General features: G+C 62.2%; 9 protein-coding genes and 1 pseudogene. 5 read left to right on the top strand and 5 right to left on the bottom strand.

The genetic code is table 11. From position 1 onward, the window contains the following. Positions 1–36: 36 nt before the first annotated feature. Together sfsA and VCA57_RS16380 are read right to left on the bottom strand one after the other, a co-directional pair. The gene (gene sfsA / locus VCA57_RS16385; protein ID WP_411186143.1) at positions 37–744 is read right to left on the bottom strand and encodes a DNA/RNA nuclease SfsA; all 708 of its coding nucleotides are present in this window, start codon (positions 742–744) and stop codon (positions 37–39) included. Further along, entirely contained in the window at positions 734–1,915 is a 1,182-nt protein-coding gene (locus VCA57_RS16380) for a pyridoxal phosphate-dependent aminotransferase (RefSeq protein ID WP_411186142.1), read from the bottom strand. The genes sfsA and VCA57_RS16380 overlap by 11 nt, the downstream gene beginning before the upstream one ends. Before the next feature lie 207 nt (positions 1,916–2,122). Here VCA57_RS16380 and dksA point away from each other — a divergent pair, with 207 nt between their 5' ends. The 4 genes and pseudogenes from dksA to VCA57_RS16360 all read left to right on the top strand — a co-directional run bounded on the left by dksA (position 2,123) and on the right by VCA57_RS16360 (position 12,337). Continuing rightward, entirely contained in the window at positions 2,123–2,566 is a 444-nt protein-coding gene (gene dksA, locus VCA57_RS16375) for an RNA polymerase-binding protein DksA (protein ID WP_411186141.1), read from the top strand. Positions 2,567–2,616: 50 nt separating this feature from the next. Continuing rightward, a complete protein-coding gene (gene gluQRS / locus VCA57_RS16370) occupies positions 2,617–3,504 on the top strand; it encodes a tRNA glutamyl-Q(34) synthetase GluQRS (RefSeq protein ID WP_411186140.1) in 888 nt (295 codons plus the stop codon). A gap of 319 nt (positions 3,505–3,823) precedes the next feature. Next, a pseudogene (locus VCA57_RS16365) lies at positions 3,824–10,726 on the top strand (glucoamylase family protein); the annotation flags it as partial. A gap of 96 nt (positions 10,727–10,822) precedes the next feature. Then, positions 10,823–12,337, top strand: coding sequence for a GH36-type glycosyl hydrolase domain-containing protein (locus VCA57_RS16360; protein ID WP_411186230.1), 1,515 nt, complete (start codon positions 10,823–10,825; stop codon positions 12,335–12,337). Here VCA57_RS16360 and VCA57_RS16355 read toward each other — a convergent pair. From VCA57_RS16355 to pgm, 3 genes are all read right to left on the bottom strand, one after another. Next, complete coding sequence (locus tag VCA57_RS16355) at positions 12,332–12,679, bottom strand: winged helix-turn-helix domain-containing protein (RefSeq protein ID WP_411186139.1); 348 nt, start codon at positions 12,677–12,679, stop codon at positions 12,332–12,334. The two genes, VCA57_RS16360 and VCA57_RS16355, sit on opposite strands and share 6 nt — an antisense overlap. A 282-nt stretch (positions 12,680–12,961) precedes the next feature. After that, positions 12,962–13,120 (bottom strand): DUF3309 family protein, encoded by a 159-nt coding sequence (locus tag VCA57_RS16350; protein ID WP_411186138.1) that lies wholly within the window; start codon positions 13,118–13,120, stop codon positions 12,962–12,964. A gap of 128 nt (positions 13,121–13,248) precedes the next feature. Continuing rightward, positions 13,249–14,901: a phosphoglucomutase (alpha-D-glucose-1,6-bisphosphate-dependent) gene (gene pgm, locus VCA57_RS16345; RefSeq protein WP_411186137.1), complete on the bottom strand. Its 1,653-nt coding sequence runs from the start codon at positions 14,899–14,901 to the stop codon at positions 13,249–13,251. A 696-nt stretch (positions 14,902–15,597) separates the two neighbouring features. Here pgm and VCA57_RS16340 point away from each other — a divergent pair. Beyond that, positions 15,598–17,709: a putative bifunctional diguanylate cyclase/phosphodiesterase gene (locus tag VCA57_RS16340; protein ID WP_411186136.1), complete on the top strand. Its 2,112-nt coding sequence runs from the start codon at positions 15,598–15,600 to the stop codon at positions 17,707–17,709. Positions 17,710–17,714 lie beyond the last annotated feature (5 nt).

Genomic DNA, 17,714 nt, shown 5'->3' with positions numbered 1-17,714 from the left:
CGAGTACCAAGCGCTGTTATCGCGGTTGAGGGCTTCCTACAACAGCACATCCAGACGTTTGATTAGCTGCGCACCCTGCGCACTGATCGCCGCGCCATATGCCAACACTTCAACACCGGCACTGACTGCCTCACGCAGGGCAGCGGCATAAGCGGGGTCGATTTCCTCCGCTGGGCGCACGGCATCAATATCCGTCAGGTTGACGCAATACAGCTGCACGGCGCGGGTGCCGGCACGCGCTAACGTGGCCAGTTCACGCAGGTGTTTGCTGCCGCGCTCGGTACGCGCATCGGGAAAGGCCGCAACGCGGCTGTCGGCGAACCCCAGAGTGACGCTCTTAACTTCAACGAACGCCGCGCCTGTCGGGTAATCCAGACGAAAGTCGATACGGCTGCGCTCCTGGCCATACGGCACTTCGCGCTTGAGGCTGGTAAAGCCGTTCAGTTCGCTGATCAACCCGGCACGCAAGGCTTCTTCCACCAGAGCATTGGCGCGCCCGGTGTTGATCACCGCGAGACGCCCGTGCGGTGTTTCGCCAATCTCCCAGGTACCCGGCAGCTTGCGTTTCGGGTCGTTAGTGCGGCTAAACCAGACCCGCGCGCCCTCGCTCATGCAGTTGAGCATTGAGCCGGTATTGGCGCAGTGGATGGTCAGCAGTTCGCCACTGGCGGTCTCAATATCAGCCAGGAAGCGCTTGTAGCGGCGCAGCAAACGCCCCTCTTCTAGCGGCGGATCAAACTGCATGGGGCTTCCAACTGTTCAGGCCGCGCTTGATCCGATCAACCGCCTGTTGCAGGCGAGGCAGGTCCTGCGTATAGGCAAAGCGTACGTGCTGCGCCGCCTGATAGCGGCCGAAATCCAGGCCTGGAGTAAAGGCCACGTGCTCGGTTTCCAGAAAGTGCTGACAGAAGGCAAAGGCGTCGCCGCCGAACGCGCTGATATCCGCATATAAATAGAAGGCACCCTCTGGCTCCACGGCGATCTTGAAGCCCAGCTCGCGCAGCGCCGGCAAAAGGAAATCGCGGCGGCGTTGGAATTCGTGACGACGTTGTTCGAGGATTTCCAGGGTCTGCGGCTGGAAGCACGCCAACGCTGCGTACTGAGCCATGCTCGGTGCGCTGATATAAAGATTCTGCGCCAGCTTCTCCAGCTCCGGCACGGCGGCCGGTGGTGCCACCAGCCAGCCGAGACGCCAGCCGGTCATGCCGAAATACTTGGAAAAACTGTTGAGTACAAAGGCTTCGTCGTCCACTTCCAGCACGCTAGCCGCGTCTACGCCGTAGCTCAGGCCGTGGTAAATCTCATCGACCACCAGGTGGCCACCGCGCGCTTTCAGCGCCTGCGACAGCCCGCCCAGCTCATCACGGCTAAGCAAAGTGCCCGTCGGGTTGGCCGGCGATGCCACCAACGCGCCGACGCTGTCCTTGTCCCAATAGCGCTCCACCAGATCCGGGGTGAGCTGATAGCGCACATCAGGGCCAACCGGCACCAACTGCGCCGCCCCTTCGACCAAACGCAAAAAATGCCGATTGCAAGGGTAACCGGGGTCAGCCAACAGCCAGTGCTTGCCGGGGTCGACCAGCAGGCTGGTGGCCAGCAGCAACGCGCCAGAGCCGCCCGGCGTAATCAGAATGCGCTGCGGGTCGATATTCAGTTGGTAACGCTCGGCATAGAAGCCGGCAATCGCCTCACGCAGCGCAGGCAAACCGCGCGCGGCGGTGTAACGGGTGTGTCCATCGGCCAGTGCCGCCTGGCCGGCGGCGACAATCGGCGCGGCCGTGGTGAAATCCGGCTCGCCAATTTCCAGATGGATCACATCGTGACCGTCGGCCTGCAGCTGATTAGCGCGGGCCAATAGCGCCATCACGTGAAAAGGTTCTATGGCGCGGCTGCGCGCACTGTAAGACGTGACCATGGGACTGCCTGCCGGGAAGATAAGGCGCGGATTCTAAACCAAGCAGTGAGCGAAACGTCAGCAACCTAGACAACCGGGAGTGGCGCAGGGCGAGTTGTTCTGGTAAGTTCGCCCGCTTGCAGCCGCAGGGCCAGTTCTACTCGACGTAGAATCGGCAAGGGACACCGTCCTGCGCAGTGGAATAGAGAGAGTGAGAGGCGGTCATCCATGCCCACCAAAGCAAAAGCAAAAAGCAGCCAACTGACTCGCGGTTTTGAGCCCTATAAAGAAACAAAGGGCGAGGAATACATGAGTGAGCCGATGCGCGCCCACTTCACCAGCATCCTTCACAAGTGGAAGCTGGAATTGATGCAGGAAGTTGATCGTACTGTGCACCACATGCAGGACGAAGCAGCTAACTTCCCGGACCCAGCGGACCGCGCCAGCCAGGAAGAAGAATTCAGCCTGGAACTACGTGCCCGTGATCGTGAGCGCAAGCTGATCAAAAAGATCGACGAAACCATGCAGTTGATCGAAGACAACGATTATGGCTGGTGTGACTCCTGCGGCGTAGAAATCGGCATCCGCCGACTGGAGGCCCGCCCCACCGCTAGCTTGTGCATTGATTGCAAGACGCTGGCGGAAATCAAAGAAAAACAGATCGGTTCCTGATCTGACCCAGAGGGTGCTTCGGCACCCTCTGTTGTTTCTGTGTGCCATACATGAACACACCCACCTACATCGGTCGCTTCGCCCCCACCCCCAGCGGTTACCTGCACTTCGGCTCATTGGTCGCTGCCTTGGCGTCCTACCTTGACGCGCGCGCCGTTAATGGCCGCTGGTTGCTGCGCATGGAAGACCTCGACCCGCCCCGCGAAGTCGCCGGCGCTCAGGCGGGCATTCTTAGCACCCTGGAAAGCTACGGTTTGCACTGGGATGGCGAGCTGGTACGGCAAAGTGAGCGCCACGCTGAATACGCCGCATTGCTTGAGCGCTTGCTCAGCCAAGGCCTGGCCTACGCCTGCACCTGCTCGCGCAAGCAGTTGGAAGGCAGCCATGGCATTTACCCCGGCACTTGCCGCAATGCCGGCCATGGTTTTGAAGATGCGGCGATTCGCCTGCGCGTGCCGGAGCTGACCTACCACTTTATTGATCGGGTTCAGGGCGATTACCGCCAACACTTGGGCCGTGAGGTTGGCGACTTTGTGATTCGCCGCCGTGATGGCCTGTATGCCTACCAACTGGCGGTGGTGCTAGATGACGCCTGGCAGGGTGTGACCGATGTGGTACGCGGGGCCGACCTGCTCGACTCCACCCCGCGCCAGTTATACCTGCAAGAACTGCTCGGCTTCGCACAACCGCGCTACCTGCATGTGCCGCTGATCATCCAGCCCGATGGCCACAAGCTGGGTAAATCCTACCGCTCGCCGCCGCTGCCCGCCGATCAGGCCACCCCGCTGCTGATCCGCGCCCTGCGTGCCCTCGGTCAACAGCTGCCGGATCACGCCACCTACGGCCAGCCCGACGAGTTGCTGCGCTGGGCTGCGCAACACTGGGATGCCACGCGCATTCCGCGCAGCCTGACGCTAGCCGAAGCGCAACTGCGCTAAGAACCTGCCGACGATCTGCTTAGCCATTTGCGGCTATGTCCGCTAACGAACAGAACTGACCAGGCGACGTGCTGTAGGGTGACGACCATGCTGCGACAGCATTCTTCCCGATGGTGCGGGCTTACCTCACCATCGCGGTACCCGGGTCTTGGGTGTTGACCGGCCACACCAGCCTCTACGGCCAATATGCAAAACCAGCACGGCGAAGCAACAGGGGCACGGCAATCGTGACTTCGTAGGTCCGCTGTCGCGGTTTCTCAGATGGGTTTCGCGCCTCGATACCCATCGCGCATGCCAATGATGGCTGGAACCGCGCCCCATGACCTCAGCTTTTACTGCCTTATTCAAGCGTGCCGCGGCCCCCTCGCCATGGTTCGATCATGCTCCGGTGCGCGAAGAGCTGTTCGGTATCGAACGCCTCGAACAGCACGCCCACACCCTCGCGGCAGCTCAACCGGTAAGCGCCAAGCCGCCGGCGGTACAGTCGCTGCATCGGCGGTTGAACGATAACGCCAAGGTACTGTTGGCAGCCTACCGTGCCAGCGCGACCGAACTGGCCAACGGCCGTGGCGTAGTGCCAGCGGCAGAATGGCTGCTGGATAACTACCACTTGGTAGAAGAGCAGATCCGCGAAATCCGTGACGACCTGCCGCCCGGCTATTACCGCCAACTGCCGAAGCTGGCCACCGGGCCTTTTGCCGGTTATCCACGGGTGCTGGGGCTGGCCTGGGCCTTTATTGCCCACACCGACAGCCACTTCGATCCAGAAATACTGCAGCGCTACCTCGCCGCCTATCAGCAGGTGCAGCCACTGACCATTGGCGAGTTATGGGCCGTGGCGATCACCCTGCGCATCGTCTTGATCGAGAACCTGCGCCGCCTCGCCGACCAGATGACCGCAGGGCGCAGCGCCCGGGCCGACGCCGACGCCCTGGCCACTCGCCTGCTCGGTAAAGACGCCTCGCACGCGCTACTCAGCAAGGAGCTAAACGAACGGGCGCGTACCCCGTTGAGCGAACCCTTTGCCGCACAACTGGCCAAACGCCTGCGCGACCACGATCCACTGACCACACCGGCACGTGGCTGGCTGGAGGAACGCCTGGGTGCACAAGACAGCAACATCGATGAAGTGGTGCAGCACGCGCAGCAGCGCCAGGGCGCATCCAACCTCACTGTGCGCAATATCATCACCAGCATGCGCCTGATTTCCTCAATCGACTGGGCGCAGCTGTTTGAGAACGTCAGCCTGGTGGATGCCCGCCTAACCGCCGGCAGCGACTTTGCCGCCATGGACTTCGCCACCCGCAACCTGTACCGCAGCGCCATCGAACAATTGGCGCGCGGCAGCGCTTGCTCGGAACGGGAGATTGCCAAACAGGCCCTGCAAGCCGCGCAGTGGGCACGGGAGCGGCAGAGCGCTAGTGATGACCCACGCTTTACGGACCCGGGCTATCACCTGATTGCCGAAGGCCGTCTGGCTCTGGAACAACGCATCGGCTTTCGCCCACCGCTGCGTCTGCGCATCAGTCGTGGCCATCTGCACCTCGGCATGCCGGGTTATGTGGGTACAATCGTCGGCCTGGCCAGCCTGCTGCTCGGCTTAGCCTTATATGGTTTGGCCAGCCAGGGCGTGACGGCTGGCTGGTTACTGGCGCTCGGTTTACTGGGTTTTCTGCCGGCCAGCGAAGTGGCCACCACGCTGATCAACCGTGCGGTCAGCGCCAACTTCGGCGCCATGGGCCTGCCGGGCCTGGAGTTGATTGACGGTGTACCCAGCAACCTGCGCACACTGATTGCGGTGCCAACCCTGCTGAGCAGCGAGGCCGATTTGCTTGAGCAGATCGAGCGCCTGGAGGTGCATCACCTGTCCGGGCATAGCGGCGACCTGAGCTTTGCCCTGCTCACGGACGGCCTGGATGCCGCGCAACAACACTTGGCCAGTGACGACGCATTGCTGCAACTGGCCAGCGCGGCAATTGAGCAACTCAACCGACGTTACGGGCCGGGCATTGCCGGCAGCCGCTTTCTGCTGCTGCACCGCCGCCGCCAGTTCAACCCCAGTGAAAACGTCTGGATGGGCTGGGAGCGCAAACGCGGCAAGCTGCATGAACTCAACCGCCTGCTGCGCGGGGCCGAAGACACCAGCTTTATCGCGGTGCCGGGGCTGAATCAGCGCGTACCGACGGATGTGCGCTATGTAATTACCCTGGACGCCGATACCCGCCTGCCGCGCGATGCCGCCCAGCGCCTGATTGGCAAAATGGCCCATCCGCTGAATCGACCACGCTTCGATCAGCAGCTGCAACGGGTGGTCGGTGGCTACGCGATTCTACAACCACGGGTTACCCCATCGCTGCCCTTGCAGCGCGAAGGCTCGTTGTATCAGAAGGTGTTCTCCAGCCCCGGCGGCGTCGACCCTTATGCCGCCGCAGTATCCGATGTGTACCAGGACCTGTTCGGTGAAGGCTCCTTCACCGGCAAGGGCATCTACGACATCGATGCCTTCGAGGCAGCATTGGCCGGGCGCGTGACGGACAACAGCATGCTCAGCCATGACCTGTTCGAAGGCGTATTCGCCCGCGCCGGGCTGGCCTCGGATGTCGAAGTGGTTGAAGAATTTCCTTCGCGCTACGACGTCGCCAGCAAGCGCCAGCACCGCTGGACCCGTGGCGACTGGCAGTTACTGCCGTGGATTCTCGGGCCATTGCGCGGCAAACAGGCGCTGCCCAACATTGGCCGCTGGAAGATGCTCGACAACCTGCGTCGCTCCATATTGGCCCCGGCCACCCTGGCGGCGCTGGGCCTGAGTTGGCTGCTACCGCTGCCCGCCGCACTAAGCGCCAGCCTGCTATTAATCGCCAGCTTGTTGATCCCGCCCCTGCTGCCACTGTGCTTTGGCCTGCTGCCCGCGCGTGCAGGCATTCGCTGGAGCAGCCACCTCGGCAAACTGCGTGATGACCTGTGCTTGGCGCTGCTGCAAAGCGCCCTGAACCTGACGTTTATGGCCGACCAGAGCTGGCGCATGCTGGATGCCATCAGCCGCACGCTGTTCCGCCTGCTGATCAGCCGCCACCACCTGCTGGAATGGACCACCGCCGCCCAGGCGGCGATCAGCCCACGGCTAAACGTGCTCGGCTTTTACGCGGGCATGGCTGGCGGTACGCTGCTCGGCCTGCTGCTGTGCGGCCTGGCCCTGAGTTGGTCGCCCGCCATCTGGCCGTTGGTGCTGCCCTTCGCCCTGCTCTGGCTCAGCGCACCGGCTATCGCCTTGCGCGTCAGCCGTTCGCCACGAGTGGCGAAAAGCCTGCTGGTTGACGCGGCGCAGACCACCGAGCTGCGCCTGATCGCCCGGCGTACCTGGCGCTTCTTTGAAACCTTCGTCAGCGCCGCAGACAACCAGCTACCGCCGGATAACTTTCAGGAAGACCCCAAACCGGTTATCGCCCACCGCACCTCGCCAACCAATATGGGCCTGTACCTACTATGCGTGGTCGCCGCCCGTGATTTTGGCTGGGCTGGCACCCAGCGTTGCCTAGCACGCCTGCAAGCAACGCTGACAGTGATGCAGCAATTGCAAAAGCATCGCGGGCACTTCTTCAACTGGTACGACACCCACGATCTGCGCCCGCTGGCACCGGCTTATGTATCGTCAGTGGACAGCGGCAACCTGGCCGGCCACCTGCTGGTGGTCGCCAATGCCTGCGAAGAGTGGATCAACCAACCGCTTAGCGCAGACGCACGCCTGGGCCTGCACGACAACCTGCAACTGGCCTGCGCCGCCCTGGCCGAGTTACCGCCAACCAGTAGCGAACGCGGCCAGCAACTGGACGACTTGCTCCAGCAAATCGATGCGGGCCTGAGCAGCACACAGCCATTACCCGGCCTCGTGCCCACCTTGCGCCGCTTAAGCGACAAGGCCGCGCAGTTGGCCAGCGGCATTACCCCGCTCGACAGCCATGACAACAGCGCCGACCTGCTGTTCTGGTTGCAGGCGCTAATCCAGGCGCTGGGCGACCTGCAGGATGATGGGCAACTGACGGACGACCAGCACACAACGCTGCACAACAGCCTGCGCGCGGTGGCCGATCAGGCGCGCAACATGGCCCTGGCCATGGACTTTGCCTTCCTTCTGGAGCCCGAGCGCAAACTGCTGTCGATTGGCTTCTGCCTCGCGGACAACAGCCTGGACAGCAGCTGCTATGACCTGCTCGCCTCTGAGGCACGCCTGGCCAGCCTGTTCGCCATTGCCAAGGGCGATGTCAGTACCCGTCACTGGTTCCGCCTGGGCCGCACGGCCACGCCGCTGGGCAACGGCTCTGCGCTGATTTCCTGGTCCGGTTCGATGTTCGAGTACCTGATGCCGTCACTGGTGATGCGCGCGCCGTCCGGCAGCCTGCTGGAGCAGACCAACCGCCTGGTGGTCGCCCGCCAGATGGCTTACGGCGAGGCGTTGGGCATTCCCTGGGGCATTTCCGAGTCGGCTTATAACGCCCGCGATATGGAGCTGACCTACCAATACTCGAACTTCGGCGTGCCGGGTCTGGGCCTCAAACGCGGCTTATCCGCCAACCGAGTGATTGCCCCTTACGCCACCGGCCTGGCCACCATGGTCGACCCGCAAGGCGCGCTGGCCAACTACCAGCGCCTGGCACAGATGGGCGCATTGGGTCGTTATGGCTTTTATGAGGCGCTGGATTTCACCCGCACGCGCCTGCCGGATGACCAGCCATTCGCCATCGTCGGCAATTTTATGGCCCACCACCAGGGCATGAGCATCGTGGCGATTGCCAACACCCTGCATGACGGTCAGATGCGCGCGCGCTTCCACCGTGAGCCGATGATTCAAGCCTGCGAGCTGCTGTTGCAGGAGCGCATGCCGCGCAATGTCGCGGTCGCCCATCCACGTGCCGAAGAGGTCAGCGACTGTGCCGCCGAGGCGGACTGCGCGCGGCACAACGAACGCCGGCTGAATCACTTCAACGGCAATCCGCCGGTCACCCACTTGCTCAGCAATAGCCGCTACAGCGTCATGCTTACCACCAGCGGCGCGGGTTACAGCCGCTGGCGCGATATCGCCATTACCCGCTGGCAGGAGGACAGCACGCGCGACCAGCACGGTTCGTTCATCTTTCTCTGGGACACGCAAAACGACAGCCACTGGTCCTTCGGCGCGCAACCCAGCAGCAACATGCCCTACAACGAAGTGGTATTTGCCGAAGATTACGCCAGCTACAGCCGCCAGGACGGCAGCCTGAGCACCACCCTGGAAGTGCTGGTCTCCGGCGAGGATGACGGTGAAGTGCGCCGCGTATCGCTGACCAACAGCGGCCGCGTGGCCCGCGAAATCGAGCTGACCTCCTACGCCGAACTGGTACTGGCCAGCGCCGCCAGTGATAACGCCCACCCGGCGTTCTCCAAGCTGTTTGTGGTCACCGAATACCTGCCGGCCTTTGCCGCCCTGATTGCCACCCGCCGCCCACGCAGCGCCAGCGAACAGCCGATTTGGGCCGCACACTTTGCCGTGACCGAAGGTGAACTGAGCGCCGAGCCACAGTACGAGTCCGACCGCGCGCAGTTCCTTGGGCGCAGCTGTGCGCTGCATGCGGCGGCGGTCATTCGCCAGGGCCAAAGCCTGTCCAATAGCACCGGCACTGTGCTCGACCCGATCTTCTCGCTGCGTCAACGCCTGCTGATCGCACCGGGGAAAATCGCCCGCGTGGCGTTCTGGACAGTGGTGGCCGCCTCGCGTGAGGAGCTGCTCGACATGATCGACAAGCACCATGACCGCAGCGCCTTTGAACGGGCGAAAACCCTGGCCTGGACCCAAGCTCAGGTGGAGCTACGCCACCTCGGCATGCTCCCCGCCGAAGCCGCTGACTTTCAGCGCCTGGCAGCGCCCATCCTGTATGCCGACGCGCGCTTCCGTGCGCCACCAGCCAGCCTGCTACGCGGCCTTGGCAGCCAGGCCGGGTTGTGGTCACAGGGAATTTCCGGCGACCTGCCGATTGTCTTGCTGCGCATCAGCGATGCCGAGGACATCGTCCAAGTGCGGCAGCTGCTACGTGCCCACGAATACTGGCGGATGAAGCGCCTGGCGGTGGACTTGGTCATCGTTAACGAGCATGTGTCCTCCTACCTACAGGATTTGCAGATCGCCATCGAAACCGCCGTGCGCAGCTGCCAGTTGCGCCCGCGCTTTGCCGCCGAACTGGCACAAGGCTCGGTGTTTGTGCTGCGCGCCGATCTACTCAGCGGCGAATTCCGCGAGCGCCTGCACGCCGTCGCACGGGTGGTGCTGTTGGCCCATCGCGGGCTGATTGCCGAACAACTGGCGCGGATTCAACCCGTCACCCAGCCGGCGGCGGCCAGCGCCGGCAGCCATAGCGCCCAACACATCACTGCGCGCAGCCCGCAGCCACCGCCCTATGAGCTGGAGTTTGCCAATGGCTTGGGCGGCTTCGACCTGGATGGCCGCGAATACGTGGTGCATCTACATGCGTGGAGTAACACCCCGGCACCCTGGATCAATGTGATCGCCAACCCGCTGTTCGGATTTCAGGCCTCGGCCGAAGGCAGCGGCTACACCTGGGCCGAAAACAGCCGGGAAAACCAGCTCACGCCGTGGTCCAACGACCCGGTCAGCGACCCACCCGGCGAAGCCCTGTATGTGCGCGACGAGGACAGCCTGGCGTTGTTCAGCCCCACCGCCCAGCCGCTGCGCGACAGCGGTCACTATGAAGCCCGCCATGGTTTTGGCTACAGCCACTTCAGCTACCAGGCCGGCGGTATTGCCATGGAACTGCTGTAATACGTGCCGCTGGATGACCCGATCAAGATTTCCCGGCTAACCCTGCGCAACCTCTCCGACCGGCCACGGCGCTTGAGCGTTAGCGCCTATGCCGAATGGGTGCTGGGCACCACGCGCGCGGCCAGCGCGCCGTATATCGTCAGCCGGCAAGCCCCCGCCACCGGGGCCATTCTGGCGCGTAATCCGTGGGCTATCGCCTTCGCCGGGCGCAGCGCCTTCACGGACCTGGGCGGCCGACAAAGCAGTTGGACGGGTGATCGCTGCGAGTTTATCGGGCGTAACGGCAGCCTCGCGCAGCCGGCCGCCCTCAACCGCCTGGAACCTCTGAGCGGCAGCCTGGGCGCGGGACTCGACCCTTGCGCAGCGCTACAGTGCCAGCTGGAACTGCAGCCGGGCGAAAGTGCCGAAGTGCTTTGGCTGCTCGGCCAGGGCAGCAGCGATCAGCACGCCAGTACGCTAGTGGCGCACTACCGTCAGGTCGATCTAGATGCCGAGTTGGCCAAGGTGCAGATGCACTGGCAGAACGTCCTCGGTGCCGTGCAGGTGCAGACGCCCAGCCGCGCCATGGACATCATGCTTAACGGCTGGCTGCTCTATCAAACCCTCGCGTGTCGCGTTTGGGCGCGCTCGGCGTTCTACCAGGACAGCGGCGCCTATGGTTTTCGCGACCAGTTGCAGGACGGCATGGCCCTGACCTTCGCCAACCCGGCCATGACCCGCACGCATATCCTGCGCGCGGCCAGCCGCCAGTTTATCGAAGGTGATGTGCAGCATTGGTGGCTGCCGCATTCCGGCCAGGGTGTGCGCACGCGTATCTCCGATGACCGCGTGTGGCTGGCCTACGCCACCGCCCAATACATCCAGGGCACGGCCGACACGGCAATTCTCGATGAGCAACTGGACTTTCTGGAAGGCCCGCTGCTGGCGGCTGGCGAGCATGATGCGTTCTTCCTGCCGATGCAGGCCGATGCGCCTGCCTCATTGTTCGAGCACTGCGCTCGTGGTCTTGACCAGTGCCTGCAACTAACCGGCGAGCTGGGTATGCCGCTGATGGGCGGCGGTGACTGGAACGACGGCATGAACCGCGTTGGCGAGCACGGCAAAGGCGAAAGCGTTTGGCTGGGCTGGTTGCTGCTGCGCACCATCGCCCTGTTCGCGCCCTATGCCGAAGCCCATGACAGCATCCGCGCAGCGCGCTGGCGAGCGCATGCCGAGCAATTGCGCACGGCGTTGCAGGCGCATGCCTGGGACGGCCAGTGGTATCGCCGGGCGACCTTTGATGACGGCACCTGGCTCGGCTCGGCGCAGAACACGGAATGCCAGATCGACTCGATTGCCCAATCCTGGGCGGTGCTGTCCAACGGCAGCGATCCGCTGCGGGCCAACATGGCCATGGCCTCGTTGCAGCGCCAACTGGTGCGCGAGGAGGACGGCGTCGCCCTGCTGTTCACCCCGCCATTCGCCAAAACAGCGCTGGAGCCCGGCTATATCAAAGGCTACCCGCCAGGCCTGCGCGAGAACGGCGGGCAATACAGCCACGCGGCCATGTGGGCGATTCTGGCTTACTGCCAACTCGGCTCAGCCAACCAGGCGTTTGCCTTGTTTGATCTGGTCAACCCAATCAACCACGGCAGCAGCCCCGAAGCCTGCCAGCGTTACAAGGTCGAACCTTATGTACTGGCTGCTGACGTTTATGCGGTGGCACCGCACATCGGTCGCGGTGGCTGGACCTGGTACACCGGCGCGGCGGGATGGATGTACCGCGCCGGGGTCGAGGGCATTCTTGGCATCCGCCGCGAGGGTGACTGGCTGCTACTCAACCCGTGCATTCCGAGCGACTGGCCGAGCTTTAGCGCACAAATAACCCTGGGCGACAGCCACTACCAGATTCAGCTCAATAACCCCGCACAGCGCAGCCAGGGCATCCGCCAAGCCTGGCTGGACGAACAGCCAATCGACTGCGCACAAGGGCAACTGCGCCTAGCGCTGGATGGCAAAACGCATCAGTTGCGTGCCGAGCTATAACTCAGCCAACAGCTCGGCCAGTTCATCACAGCCACTCTGCACCGCCACTAAGGCGGCGGCGCAAATGGCTTGGTAACGCTGCAGAACCAGCTCGCCGGTGGCGGTGAGCTGGGTGCCACCGCCGTGCTTACCGCCGGCCAGGGTGCTGACCAGGGGATGTTTGAAGCTACGGTTCATGGTCTCCACCAACAACCAGGCACGCCGATAGGACATGCCCATGGCCCGCGCTGCAGCACTGATCGAGCCATGCTCGGCAATCGCCGCCAACAGCTCGGCCTTGCCGGGGCCGATGGCAATATCGCTGCCGTTATGCAGGCGGAGTTTCAGATCAAGACGGTACATGCGCTGACCACAACGAGGGATTCGCTGCGCAGCCTAACGCCTGCTTAACTCAGGCGAAAGCGCCAAGTAGGTAGGGTGGGTTAGGCGCAAACCGGGATCAGGCAAACACCATCGACGCTCAACGCGCCGTAACCCACCATGGCGATCTACCCGCAAACCGCAACGGTGGGTTACGCGGCGCTCTAATTGCGTAACGCTCCATTACCAGTTCCAGCGCCGCTAACCTGCGCGGCCCGACCCACCCTACAAAAGCGTCCTGCAACACAGTCTTGGTGCAGAGCTTTAAATACGGCCCATCAACAGCAGCACCACCAGCACAATCACCACTACGCCCAATCCGCCCGTAGGCCCGTAACCCCAGCTTCTGCTATGTGGCCAGGCCGGTATGGCACCGATCAGTATCAGCACGAGCACGATTAACAAAATAGTACCCAGGCTCATGGCGTTCTCCTTAATGAGTCATTGCAACACGCCGGAACAACAGGTGCCGAAATGACACCCAAGCGCCTCATCATGCTGCACGCCACAACAAGCCCTGTCGGTGCGCTATCGAACCGATGGGCGCGGCTCTATTCGGCTGCCAATGCGCCATCCACAATCTGCTGCGCTTCGCTGAAGATGCGCTGCAAGTGCGCTTCATCGCGGAAGCTTTCGGCGTAGATTTTGTAGATATCTTCAGTGCCAGACGGCCGCGCGGCGAACCAGCCGCCATCGCTGACTACCTTGATCCCGCCAATCGCCGCGCCGTTACCCGGAGCTTTGTCGAGCACCTGAGTGATGGCATCGCCGGCCAGTTCACGGCTGCTAATTTGCGCGGGCGAGAGTTTGCCCAAGGCCTTCTTCTGCGCAGGTGTTGCCGGCGCATCGACGCGGTCGGCGTAGATGCTGCCGAACTCCTCGTTCAGCCCCTGATACAGCTCGCCAGGGTCGCGCCCGGTAACGGCAGTCATTTCTGCGGAGAGCAGCGCCAGGGCAATGCCGTCCTTGTCGGTGGTCCAAACCCGGCCATCGCGGCGCAGGAAGGTCGCCCCGGCGCTTTCCTCACCACCAAAGCCCAAGGAGCCATCGAACAAACCGCTGGCAAACCATTTAAAGCCCACCGGCACTTCCTGCATCGGCCGGCCCAGGCGCTGGCTAACGCGGTCGATCATTGCGCTGCTGACCAGGGTTTTGCCAACGGCCGCTGTGGCACTCCACTGCGGACGGTGCTGGAACAGGTAATCAATCGCCACACTGAGAAAGTGGTTAGCCGGCAGCAGGCCGACGCTCGGCGCAACAATGCCGTGGCGGTCGTAGTCGGTATCGCAGGCAAAAGCGATGTCGTAACCGTTTTTCAGGCCGATCAGGCGCTGCATGGCATAGCTGGAGGACGGGTCCATGCGGATCTGTCCGTCCCAATCCAGGCTCATAAAGGCGAACTGTGGATCGATGGTCTGGCTCACCACCTCCAGATTAATGCCGTACTGCTCGGCAATCCGCCCCCAGTAATGCACGCCAGCACCGCCTAGCGGATCAACCCCCAAACGCAAGCCGGCAGCGCGAATCGGCGCGAAATCGATGACATTGCCCAGGTCATTCACATAACTGCTGAGGTAGTCGTATTCCTGCACATTGGCGGCCTGCCGCGCCTGCGCCAGCGGCATGCGCTTAACCTCACGCAAGCCACCTTCAAGCAAGGCATTGGCGCGGTTCTGCACCCAGGTAGTGATGTCGCTGTCGGCTGGGCCGCCATTGGTTGGGTTGTACTTGAAGCCGCCGCTGTCTGGCGGATTGTGCGACGGGGTGATGACGATGCCATCGGCCAAACCGCTGCTACGGCCCTGGTTGTGCACCAGAATGGCCTGGGAGATTGCCGGGGTTGGGGTGAACTCGCCACCGGCAGAAATCATCGTCTGCACGCCATTGGCCGCCAGCACTTCAATCGCGCTTTCCAACGCCGGCTGCGACAACGCATGGGTATCGGCGCCGATAAACAACGGCCCCGTGATGCCCTGGGCCGCGCGGTATTCACAAATCGCCTGGCTGATCGCCAGCACATGCGCCTCATTGAAACTGTACGTCAGCGAGCTACCGCGATGCCCAGAGGTGCCGAATGCCACCCGTTGGCTGGCGACGCTAAGGTCCGGCTGCAGGTCGTAATAGGCTGCCAACAACGCAGCAATATCGGTCAACGATGCAAGGGGGGCCGGCTTACCGGCCAAAGGATGGATACGCGGGCTCACAACAGACTCCAGATGGTTATGGACGGTGAAACGTGCACCAGTCTAACAGCCCTACCGCGCCTACCGGGCAGCCAATGGCCAAATGCCCGCTAGGTGCGGTAGCGCACCGACAGCGCCCCAGCAATCACTGAATCTGACGCTGCGCGTCATGCTTGCGCGCATAAGACGTGCTTGTGAGCAAACAAAGCGCCTGACGAAATGGAAATTGGTAGCAGTTGTCGACGTCGTGCCGCGGATCAACCGCGCCAGCTGGGCGTTGTGCGTTGAATAAAGACGCCTAGCAAACGTCCACTACTGTGGAGAAACCCCATGCACAGGCTCGGATACACCCGCACCAGCGTTCACCTCGGCATCTTTATCGTGGTGCTGCTCAGCGCTAACGCACAAGCGGGCGAGGTATTTGCCACCAAGGCGTTCATGACAGCCCCGCTACAGAGTGCGACGTATCATCGGGGCACAAGCAACAACCTGTACAAGGCGGCTTTACGGCCAGCGCTTGAGGGCCGACAAGAGCCCGCCGGCAGCGCTAGCAACCAGTGGATCACTGCGCCCGCAGAGGCATTTAGATCGACTGCGCCGCAGCCACCCAGGCTGCGTTTCTAACCGCGCACAGAGCACTTGAACTGCCATTAACGCCATATCGGCAACCGCGGCGCGGTAAAAACCTGCGCCAAAATCACGAGGACGTGTCGGCATATGGCTAATCACATTCTGCTTGTTACCAGTAACAACCACGATGCAGCGACCTTGGAGGAAGCGCTGCAGCGCGCGCAGGATGGTGCCTTCAGCATCGAATGGGTGACCCGCATGGCGCAGGCCAGGCAGCGATTGAAATCCCCACAAGCAGTGGCAGTAGATGCAATCCTGGTGGACCTGACGTTGACGGACAGCCATGGCCTGGCGACCTTTACCGAGTTGTTTGCCCTGGCGCCGGGCATTCCGATCATCACCCTCAGCGATCTCGATGCCGACCAACAGACCGCTGAAGCCATCTGCCATGGCGCGCAAGGTAGTTTGTCCAAAGGCCACCTCGGCAGTTCACTGGTGCCGCAAGCGCTGCGCAACGTCATCCTGCGCAAAACAGTAGAAGAGGCGCTATTTGTCGAGAAGGCGCGCCTGGCCATCACCCTCAACTCGATCAGCGACGCGGTGATCGGCACCGACCTGCAAGGTAACGTCGACTACCTCAATAGCGCGGCCGAGCAGATGACCGGCTGGCAACTCAAAGAGGCCCAGGGCGAACCGATCAACCGCGTCATGCGCCTGGTTAACGACCAAACCCGCGAGCCGGTGGCCAACCCCATCTTCAAGGTATTAGAGGACGACGCTTGCAAACTGCTGGCCTCGGGCACGGTGATGATTCGCCGTGACGGCAGCGAATCGGCCATCGAAGATTCCGCCGCGCCGATCCATGACTCCGCCGGACGTCTCAAAGGCGCGGTGATGGTTTTTCACGACATGACCGCCGCGCAAACCATGACCGAAAAGATGGCGCATCAGGCCCAGTACGACGCCCTGACCAACCTGCCCAACCGCACCCTGCTCAACGACCGCATCAACCAGGCCATAACCCTGGCCGAACGGCACAACAGCCAACTGACCGTGCTGTTTCTTGACCTCGACAACTTCAAATACATCAATGACTCGCTCGGCCATGACATCGGCGACCAGTTACTGCGAGGCGTGGCACAGCGCCTGAGTGAGTGCGTGCGCAGCTCAGATACGGTCAGCCGCCTCGGCGGAGACGAGTTCGTGGTGCTGCTCAGTGAAAGCCACTCGGCGGAGAACGCCGTGCACACCGCTGAAAAAATTCTCAGCGCACTGGCCGGTGCCTATGAGATTGCTCAGCAACACCTGCACATCACCGCCAGCATCGGCATCAGCACTTACCCCAACGACGCCGAGAATGCCCAGGACTTGATCAAGAATGCCGACACGGCGATGTACCAAGCCAAGGAAGAAGGCCGCAATAACTACCAATTTTTTCGCAGTGAAATGAACGTCCGCGCCGTCGAACGGCAAATGATTGAAGCGCACCTGCGCACGGCCATGGCTAACAGCGAGTTCATCATTCATTACCAACCCAAGATTGACCTGCACAGCGGCAGAATCACCAGCGCCGAAGCGCTCATCCGCTGGCAGCACCCCACTTGGGGGATGATTATGCCGGCTCGTTTTATCCCGGTTGCCGAGGCCTGTGGTCTGATTGTGCCGCTTGGGCGCTGGGTGCTGCTGCAAGCCTGCACCCAGGCTAAACGCTGGGAAAACTGTGGTTACTCACTGGACTCAGTGGGCGTGAACATCTCGGCCATGGAGTTTCGCCGTAAAGACTTTGTCGATAGCGTGGCCAACGCCCTGGCCATTACCGGGCTGCATCCCAACAACCTGCAACTGGAAATCACCGAGAGCGTGCTGATGCGCGACGCCCAAACCAGCGCCAGCATTCTGCAACAACTCAAGGCACTGGGCGTCGAGCTGGCCGTGGACGACTTTGGCACCGGCTATTCGAGCCTCAGCTACCTCAACCAATTCCCCATTGACGTACTGAAAATTGACCGCTCGTTCGTGCAGGACATCCGCAACAGTAACGGCATCATCGTCAGTGCCGTGATAGCTATGGGCAATAGCCTCAAACAACGGGTGATTGCCGGCATTGAAGAGGCCGAGCAACTGGATTTCCTGCGCGCCAACCACTGCGCCGAGGGACAGGGGTTTCTATTCAGCCACCCCGTCAGCGCAGAGAGTTTTGGCAACCTGCTGCGTAGCGGTATCAGTTCACCAATCACTACCCTGGCAAACAGCGCATAACTGCA

This window comes from Pseudomonas sp., assembly GCF_046581935.1.
Classification (GTDB): Bacteria; Pseudomonadota; Gammaproteobacteria; order Pseudomonadales; family Pseudomonadaceae; genus Aquipseudomonas.
Note: the sequence above shows the minus strand (reverse complement) of the source record. Positions and strands in the feature narration are given on the sequence as shown.